This is a genomic window from Microbacterium sp. BWR-S6Y (assembly GCF_041379845.1).
GTDB lineage: Bacteria > Actinomycetota > Actinomycetes > Actinomycetales > Microbacteriaceae > Microbacterium > Microbacterium hydrothermale.
The window spans coordinates 625,010-633,642 of sequence record NZ_JBFECV010000002.1; the positions used below are offsets into that span (position 1 = coordinate 625,010).

Below are 8,633 nucleotides of genomic sequence, written 5' to 3' on the forward strand. Positions count from 1 at the left end.
GGGGCGCACGTCGGCATCCAGGAGGATCGATGACCGACGACGCCCTCATGAAGGCGCGCTATCGCCGCATCACGCGCTTCGCGGCGCGCTATCTCGTGCAGGCGTGGTGGTACGAGCTGTTCCTGCCGCGGTTCGGCCTCGGGTGGATCTCCGCCCGGGGCCGCACCCGCCGGTTGCAGCGCATCGCGCAGCGCTTCCACGTGCTCGCGGTCGACCTCGGCGGCCTGATGATCAAGGTCGGGCAGTTCATGTCGTCGCGGCTCGACGTCCTGCCCCCCGAGATCACCAAGGAGCTCGAGGGCCTGCAGGACGAGGTGCCCGCGGTCCCCTTCGCGCAGATGCGCGCCCGCGCCGAGGCGGAACTCGGGATGCCGCTGGAGCGCGCCTTCGCCTCCGTCGACGAGCGCCCGCTCGCGGCCGCCTCGCTGGGGCAGGCCCACCGGGCCGTCCTGGCCGACGCGCTCGCGGACGAGACCGGCATGCGTGCCGTGGTGCTGAAGATCCAGCGCCCCGGCATCGACCGCATCGTCGACGTCGACCTTCGCGCGCTGCGCAAGGTCGGCGTGTGGCTGAGCAAGGTCGCCCTCGTGCGCGACCGCGTCGACATGCCCTCGCTCGTCGAGGAGTTCGCCGTGACGAGCCTCGAAGAGATCGACTACCTGCACGAGGCCGCGAACTCCGAGCGGTTCGCCTCCGACTTCGGCGGTGAAGGCGGCGTCGCCGTCCCCGAGGTGGTGTGGGAGCGCACGACGCGCCGCGTGCTCACCCTGCAGGACGTCACCGCCATCAAGATCAACGACGTCGACGCCCTGCGCGCCGCGGGCATCGATCCCGCCGAGGTCGCCGCCCGCTTCGCCGCGGTCATGTTCGACCAGCTCTTCAACGACGGCTTCTTCCACGCCGACCCGCACCCCGGCAACGTCTTCGTCACCCCGACCGGGGGTACGACCGCGGCCGGCACCCCCGCCTGGCGGTTCACCTTCATCGACTTCGGCATGATGGGCGAGGTCCCGCCCGGGCTCCGCCGCGGCCTGCGCCGCGTGCTGATCGCCGCCGCGTCGCGCGACGGCAAGGGCCTGGTCGACGGCATCCGCGACGTCGGCGTGCTGCTGCCCTCCGCCGACACCGTGCAGCTGGAGCGGGCGATGACGCAGCTCTTCTCGCGCTTCGGCGGCATGGGCTTCGCCGAGCTTCAGGAGGTCGATCCTCGGGAGTTCCGCGCCTTCGCGATCGAGTTCGGCGACGTGGTGCGCGCGCTGCCATTCCAGCTTCCCGAGAACTTCCTGCTCATCGTGCGCGCGATGTCGTTGACCAGCGGAATGTGCAGCGCCCTCGATCCGGCCTTCAACATCTGGGATGCCGTCGAGCCCTACGCCCAGCGCCTCATCCGCGAAGAGAGCGGCAACACCGCGCAGGCCTTCGTCCGCGAGGTGGGGGCGGTCGCGGGGGTCACGGCGCGCCTGCCCCGCCGCATCGACAATCTCATCGAGCGGTTCGAAGACGGCTCCGTGACGGTGCAGACGCCGCGCATCGAGCGCCGCATGCGCGATCTCGAACGGATGGTGCGCCGAGTGGTCTCTGCGGTGCTGTTCACGGGACTCCTCATCGGCGGCATCCTGCTGCAGGCCGAGCAGGCGGTGTTCGGCACGCTGCTGATGATCGCCTCGATCGCCCCGCTCTCGCACGCCGTGCTGGCGGGATTCGTCGCGCGGCGCAACGGCCTGTGATCCCGGCCGCTACCGGGGTCCGGGCCGCGGGCGCGTCGAGCCGGCGAAGATCCACGCGTCGTCCTTCCGGGGGTGTCGGTCCGCCGGCCGGCGGCGGGCACCTCCCTAGACTGGCGCGGTGTCGTCCGAACCGCGCCGTCCTCTGTCGGCGTGGCGCTTCGACGGGACGCTGCGCGCCTATCAGGCCGACGCGCTCGATCGCGTCGACGTCGATGCCGGTGGCCCGGTGCATCTGGTGGCCCCGCCGGGGGCGGGCAAGACCCTGCTCGGCCTGCTCCTCGCCGTCCGTCGCGGTCGCCGCACCGTGGTGTTCGCCCCCACGACGGCCATCCGGGCGCAGTGGGTCGCCGCAGCGCGCGGGCTGGCGCACGACGACGCGGCGGTGTCGGACGACCCGTCCCACCCGGCCGATCTCACCGCCCTGACCTACCAGGCGGTGAGCGTCCTCGACGCGGCCGAGCCGTTCGCCGCGCTCGCGCGTTCCCGCTGGATCGACGAGCTCGTGGGCGACGACCGCCCGCTCGAGGCGGCGGCGGCGTGGCTCGACGCGCTGGGCGAGACCAATCCCGCGGCCTATCGGCGTGGCATCCGCTCTCGATCGAGGTCGGTGCGGCGCACTCTCGCCCGTCAGGATGCCGCCGCCCTGACCGCGGCGCTGCACCCGCGCGCCCGCGAGCTCATGGACCGCCTGGTCGAGGAGGGGGTCGAGACGATCGTGCTCGACGAGTGCCACCACCTGCTCGACCACTGGGCCCTCGTCGTGGCGGCCCTCGTCGCGCGCCTCCGCGCGGAAGGCCGCGAGCCGCTCGTGGTGGGTCTCACCGCGACGCTGCCGTCCCCCGATGATGCGAACGAGTACGACAACTACGTCTCACTGCTGGGCGAGGTCGATCTGGAGGTCCCCGTACCCGCGGTGGTGCGCGAGGGCGACCTCGCGCCGTACCGGGAGCTCGTCCACGCCGTCGAGCCGACCGAGGAGGAGCGAGCGTTCCTCTCCGCGCACGCGGCGGCCCTCGACGAGGCGCTGCGCACGACCTTCGCGGTCGGCGCCGGGCGCGCGTACCTGCGGGACGCCCTGCAGCCGCCGGCGACGGTCCCGGCCCCGGCTCGGGTCGACGCGCTCGCTCCGCCGCCCCCGGCTCGCGCGATCCGCTCCGCCGGAGCCGTCGAGCCCGATGCCGCCGAGCCCGACGCCGCCGCGATCGACCGGGGTCTGGCCGAGGCGTTCTCGGCGGACTTCGCGGGGGCCGAGGCCGCCGCGGCCATGTTCTCGCAGGTCGCCCCCGACGACCCTCTCGTCGAGAGGCTGCCCGCGGTGGCGCGCCGCGCGCCGACCGCCGACGAGACGATCCGCCTGCTCGGCCGCTACGCCCTCGAGCGGATCCTGCCCGATCCCGATCGCGAGGCCGACTGGAAGCGCCTGCGCCGCCTCCTCGGCGACTTCGGGTACGCCCTCACCGATCGCGGTGTGCGGCGTACGCGCGATCCCGTCGACACCGTGCTCGCGTCGTCGCTGGCGAAGGACCGGGGAGCCTGCGACATCCTGGCCGTCGAGCGCGCGCAGCTGGGCGACCGTCTGCGCGCCCTCGTCGTGACCGATCACGTCACGCACGGGAACGTGCACGGCGGTCTGCTCGGCTCCGCCGGGGCCGTGCGCACCTTCTCGGTCCTGTCGACGGATGCCGCCACCGCGGCGCTGCGGGCGATCCTCGTCACCTCGTCGACGGTGCGCCTGTCGGTCCGCCACGCCGACGCCGTCCTCCCCGCCCTCGCCCGCGAGCTCGGTGCGGCCCTCGACACCGCCCCCTGCGCCGACGACCCCGCCGTGCTCGAGGTGCGCGGCGCGACCGGCGGGGGCGCCGTCGGCGCCGTGTCGCGTCTTCTGACGTCGGGCGAGATCGCGGTCGTCGTGGGGACCCGCGGGCTGTTCGGCGAGGGGTGGGACTGCCCCGCGGTCAACACCCTCGTCGATCTCACCGCGGTGGCGACGCCGGCGGCCACGCAGCAGCTGCGCGGCCGCAGCCTGAGGCTCGACCCGCGGTGGCCGGAGAAGGTCGCGCACAACTGGACGGTGACGGCGATCCTGCCGCCGACGTCGTCCCTTTCCGCGCAACCGGATGCCGCCCGCCTGCGTCGCAAGCACGCCCGGCTGTGGGGACTCGACGCCGATCGGCCCGGCGAGGTCGTGCGCGGTCTCGACGCCGCCCTCGACCGCGACCGGCGTGCGGCCCTCGACGCGGTTTTGGCGGGGGATCCCGCCGCGTCCGTCGCCGCGGTGGACGCGCTCGGGGCCGTCCCCGCGCGCGCCGACACGCGCGCCGCGTGGCGCATCGGGACGCCGTACGTCGACCGCGAGGAGGCGTCTGTGCGCGTGGAGCAGCGCTCGCGGCGCGCGCCCGTGTTCTCGACCTCGGTCGTCGCCGCACGAGCCCTGGGGCGCGGCCTCGGCGGTTCGGTCGCGATCGCCGGCGCGGCGGTGGTGCTGGCGTTCTTCCTACCGGCGGCGGGGGGAGTCCCGCTGGCGGCGATCGCCGCCGTCACCGGCACCGTTCTGTCGGTGTCATTCGCCGCGGCGTGGCGGCGCACGCGGCGGCAGAGCCGCGACGCCCCCGCCACGATGGAGCGCATCGCGCGCGTGGTCTGGACCGCGCTGTCCGAGAGCGGGAGGGTCGCCGCGCTGCCGGCGGCGCCGACCGTGGAGGTCGCGGGCGTCGACGACGGCGGCATCCGCGTCGACATCCGGATGCCGCGGGCCGATGTCCGCGATCAGCGCGTCTTCGCGGAGGCGGTCGAGCAGCTGTGCGGTCCGATCCGGTCGCCGCGTTTCGTGCTCGAGGTGAACCGCGGGGGAGGGTCCTGGTGGGTGCGCCGCGTGCTGGAGCGCGCCGGCCGCGGCCGATCGCGTCCGTTCCTCGCCGTCCCCGAGGGGATCGGCCGTCGGCGCGACGACGCCGTGCGCTTCCACGGCGCGTGGCAGGTGCATGTCGGACCCGCCGTCCTGCACGAGGTGTCCGGCCCGCAGAACCTCGCCCTCATCAGCGAAGCGCGCCGCTCCGGAGCATTCTCCGGAGCGACGCGCTCGATGGTGCGCTGGCGCTGAGCGACTCTCAGCCGCTCGTCGCGCGGGTCAGTACCAGCCGACCGACTGCGAGTGGCCCCACGCGTCGCAGGGCGTGCCGTAGCGGCCCGAGATGTAACCGAGGCCCCAGGCGACCTGCGTCGCGGCGTTGGTCTCCCAGTCGGCGCCGGCCGACGCCATCTTGCTGCCGGGGAGAGCCTGGGGGATGCCGTAGGCGCCGCTTCCGGCGTTGTAGGCGCGGTAGTTCCAGCCGGACTCCTTGTTCCACAGCGACACGAGGCACGACATCTGGTCGTCGCCCCAGCCGCGGCTGGCGAGCATGTCGCGCGCGGCGGCCTGGGCCGCGGCGGGGCTGTTGTCGCCCGAGCCGCCTCCGCCCGAGGGCGTCCAGGATCCGCCGCCACCCCCACTGCTGCCGCTTCCGCTGCTGCCGCTTCCGGAGGACGCTGCCTCCTCGGCCGCCGCCTTCTCGGCCGCGGCCTGGGCGGCGGCTGCCGCTTCGGCTTCCTGGCGCGCCTTCTCGGCGGCCTCTTCCTCGGCCTTCTTCGCCACCGCGGCGTCCAGGCCGCCGCGCAGCTCGGCGACGCGCTGATCGACCGCGGTGGTCGCCGCGGTGACGTCGTCGGCGAGTCCGGGAAGGAAGGTGGCCGGGAGCACGGATGCCGCCTCGAGACGCACGGTGGCCTTCTCGAGCGGGGCGGTGTCGACCGTGGCGGGCTGGCCGATGTCCAGGCCCGACGCGGCGATGTCGTTCTGGACCGTCGTGACGGCCTGCATCGAGGCGGTGGCGGCCGTGGTGGCGGCGCGGGCCTCGTCGACCTCGGGGCCGCGGGCGGCCGCGAGGGCGGTGGGGGTGGTCGCCGACGCGAGCGAGAACGTCGCGGTCGACAGGTCGGCCGGAGAGGCCGTGGCGGCGGGCACCGTGCCGGTGAGAGCCGCTGCCGCGACGACGCCGAGCACCAGGGCGCTCGCGGTCGTCACGGGGCGACGACGGGAGCGGCGGGCGGCTTGGCGACGGGAGCGACGGTTGGTGAGGGACGTCGAATCAGAGCGCATAGAACCGGTTTCACGTGAGGGAGGGCGGTGCGGGTGTCACCGTCCGACCCGCGTTCGGCGGGCACGAAACCGGGAGCCTGGCATGCGAGTCTGGATGCCACCTGGGCGGAGCGGTCGAGAAGGCGCCGCAGAAAGCGCCGATCCGAGGCGAATCCCTCGGCAGTCCGAGGGGTGCCGCCTGGCTCACGTGTCCGCTCGTGACGTCGGGCGTCGGCGACCGTCCCCCGGCGGTGGGGCGCGTGCGTTAGACTGGGGTGTCACTCGTGGGGCTCTGCCCGTTCTCCGGGTCGCCCCGTGACATCGCACGAACAAATCCGCTTCGCTTCGACTCGTGGCATGCGTTCGCCCTCGGGCGAGCGGATGCCGACGGCCCCGGTCCGCCGGACCGACGGGCGCAGGAGTCGGAGCCCGACACCCACCCAACTAGGACAACCCACTACATGACTACCGCAACGACCGCTCCCGCTACCAAGCAGGTCGCGATCAACGACATCGGCTCGGCCGAAGACTTCCTGGCCGCTGTCGAGAAGACGCTCAAGTTCTTCAACGACGGCGACCTCATCGAGGGCACCGTGGTCAAGATCGACCGCGACGAGGTCCTCCTCGACGTCGGTTACAAGACCGAGGGCGTCATCCCCTCCCGCGAGCTCTCGATCAAGCACGACGTCGACCCCAACGAGGTCGTCAACGTCGGCGACCACGTCGAGGCCCTCGTTCTCCAGAAGGAGGACAAGGAAGGCCGCCTCATCCTGTCCAAGAAGCGCGCGCAGTACGAGCGTGCATGGGGCGACGTCGAGAAGATCAAGGAGAACGACGGTGTCGTCACCGGTTCCGTGATCGAGGTCGTCAAGGGTGGCCTCATCGTCGACATCGGCCTCCGCGGCTTCCTGCCGGCTTCGCTCATCGAGCTGCGCCGCGTCCGCGACCTCACGCCGTACCTCGGCCAGGAGATCGAGGCCAAGATCCTCGAGCTCGACAAGAACCGCAACAACGTCGTGCTCTCGCGCCGCGCCCTGCTCGAGCAGACGCAGTCCGAGTCGCGCACCACGTTCCTCAACAACCTTCACAAGGGTCAGGTCCGCAAGGGCACGGTCTCGTCGATCGTCAACTTCGGTGCGTTCGTCGACCTGGGTGGCGTCGACGGTCTCGTCCACGTCTCCGAGCTCTCGTGGAAGCACATCGAGCACGCCTCCGAGGTCGTCGAGGTGGGCCAGGAGGTCACCGTCGAGATCCTCGAGGTCGACCTCGACCGTGAGCGCGTCTCGCTCTCGCTCAAGGCGACGCAGGAAGACCCGTGGCAGGTGTTCGCCCGTACCCACGCGATCGGTCAGATCGCTCCGGGCAAGGTCACCAAGCTCGTTCCCTTCGGTGCGTTCGTCCGCGTCGCCGACGGCATCGAGGGCCTCGTGCACATCTCCGAGCTGTCGGGCAAGCACGTCGAGCTCGCGGAGCAGGTCGTGTCGGTCGGCGAAGAGGTCTTCGTCAAGATCATCGACATCGACCTCGAGCGTCGTCGCATCTCGCTGTCGCTCAAGCAGGCCAACGAGTCGGTCGACCCCAACGGAACCGAGTTCGACCCGGCTCTGTACGGCATGGCCACCGAGTACGACGAGCGTGGCGAGTACAAGTACCCCGAGGGCTTCGACCCCGAGTCGGGTGCGTGGCTCGAGGGCTTCGACGCTCAGCGCGAGCAGTGGGAGCAGGAGTACGCCGCCGCCCAGGGTCGCTGGGAGGCTCACAAGGCCGCTGTCGCCAAGGCCCTCGAGGCCGAGGCGGCCAACCCGACGGACTCCGGTTCGTTCGGTGGATCCTTCTCGTCCGAGTCGCCCGCCCAGGGCACCCTCGCCGACGACGAGTCGCTGGCTGCGCTTCGCGAGAAGCTCTCCGGTCGCTGATCCGTCCCGCATCGAAGGCCGGTACCCCTCGGGGTGCCGGCCTTCGGTCGTTCCCGGGCGCAAGCCCTGGATTCCCGACGCCACCGGAGGGCAGGATGAGTGCCATGGCATCTCGACTTCCCCTCCTCATCACCATCGCCGGCGTCGCGGTTCTCTTCCTGGCGATCGCGTTCGTCTTCGTCCTGGTCATCGGGGCGATGTTCTTCGGCGGCATCGAGTTCACCGGTGGACACTCGGATGCCGCCGCCCTCGCCGGCGCGCTCCGGCTGGTCGCCTGAGACCGTCGCTCTCCCTCGCCCCCGCGCCATCCGGCGCGGGGGCGATGTTTTTCCTGGTCATCGACCCGAATCGAGGGAGCGACACGCCCGGGTGGTGGGGTGGATTCGACGGGTGGTCGGATCCCGCGTAAGTTATTACTTGTTCGCCCCACAGGGGAGAGCGGAGCGGCCGGAAGGCCCCGCGTCCTCTCAAGCGGAGAACATCCCAAAACGTCCACCGGATGGTGTACAGTTTTGGTTCTGGTCTTCGACCGGTTCTTGCGACGTCGATCTCTTCGATAGGTCCCACTGCGAGAGCCATCAGGTTCGGATGATCAGATATAGAAGTGAACTGCCTCACGGGTAGGTCTTGGTGACTGTTTCTGTGGGTGCGTCCGTTCCTTGAGAACTCAACAGCGTGCACTTGTCAAATGCCAATTTATTCCTCGTCGGTCTTCGGACTGCGAGAAATTCCTTTGGATCAAAGACCAGCCTCTTTTGGGGTTGGCGTATGGATACGTCAGTAATGATGTTTCTCTTTGGTCAGTTTCAAACTCGCTGCGGTCACTGTTTTCCCGGTGGTTGTATGCATTTCTTTTTTACGGAGAGTTTGATCCTG

The 8,633-nt window shown here is 71.3% G+C and carries 5 protein-coding genes; 4 read left to right on the plus strand and 1 reads right to left on the minus strand.

The window, feature by feature from the left end; translation table 11 throughout:
• Nucleotides 1–29: 29 nt before the first annotated feature.
• On the plus strand, nucleotides 30–1,727 hold the full coding sequence (locus AB1K56_RS06960; protein WP_371205050.1) for an ABC1 kinase family protein: 1,698 nt from the start codon (nucleotides 30–32) through the stop codon (nucleotides 1,725–1,727).
• Nucleotides 1,728–1,845: 118 nt separating this feature from the next.
• Nucleotides 1,846–4,827, plus strand: a complete 2,982-nt coding sequence (locus AB1K56_RS06965) for a hypothetical protein (RefSeq protein ID WP_371205051.1) — start codon at nucleotides 1,846–1,848, stop codon at nucleotides 4,825–4,827.
• Nucleotides 4,828–4,854: 27 nt separating this feature from the next.
• On the opposite strand, the gene AB1K56_RS06970 is transcribed toward AB1K56_RS06965, so the two are convergent.
• Nucleotides 4,855–5,787 carry a lytic transglycosylase domain-containing protein gene (locus tag AB1K56_RS06970; protein WP_371205052.1) on the minus strand — a complete coding sequence of 311 codons (933 nt, stop codon included), beginning with the start codon at nucleotides 5,785–5,787 and terminating at the stop codon, nucleotides 4,855–4,857.
• 515 nt (nucleotides 5,788–6,302) lie between these two features.
• Between AB1K56_RS06970 and rpsA the strand changes: the two genes are divergently transcribed.
• Together rpsA and AB1K56_RS06980 are read left to right on the plus strand one after the other, a co-directional pair.
• Nucleotides 6,303–7,757, plus strand: coding sequence for a 30S ribosomal protein S1 (gene rpsA / locus AB1K56_RS06975; RefSeq protein ID WP_076675012.1), 1,455 nt, complete (start codon nucleotides 6,303–6,305; stop codon nucleotides 7,755–7,757).
• 104 nt (nucleotides 7,758–7,861) lie between these two features.
• Complete coding sequence (locus tag AB1K56_RS06980) at nucleotides 7,862–8,035, plus strand: hypothetical protein (RefSeq protein ID WP_167494244.1); 174 nt, start codon at nucleotides 7,862–7,864, stop codon at nucleotides 8,033–8,035.
• Nucleotides 8,036–8,633 lie beyond the last annotated feature (598 nt).

Bases quoted from the DNA above. Each gene is read 5' to 3' on its own strand.
- rpsA (WP_076675012.1), top strand. From the start codon at position 6,303: ATGACTACCGCAACGACCGCTCCCGCTACCAAGCAGGTCGCGATCAAC.
- AB1K56_RS06960 (WP_371205050.1), top strand. From the start codon at position 30: ATGACCGACGACGCCCTCATGAAGGCGCGCTATCGCCGCATCACGCGC.
- AB1K56_RS06980 (WP_167494244.1), top strand. From the start codon at position 7,862: ATGGCATCTCGACTTCCCCTCCTCATCACCATCGCCGGCGTCGCGGTT.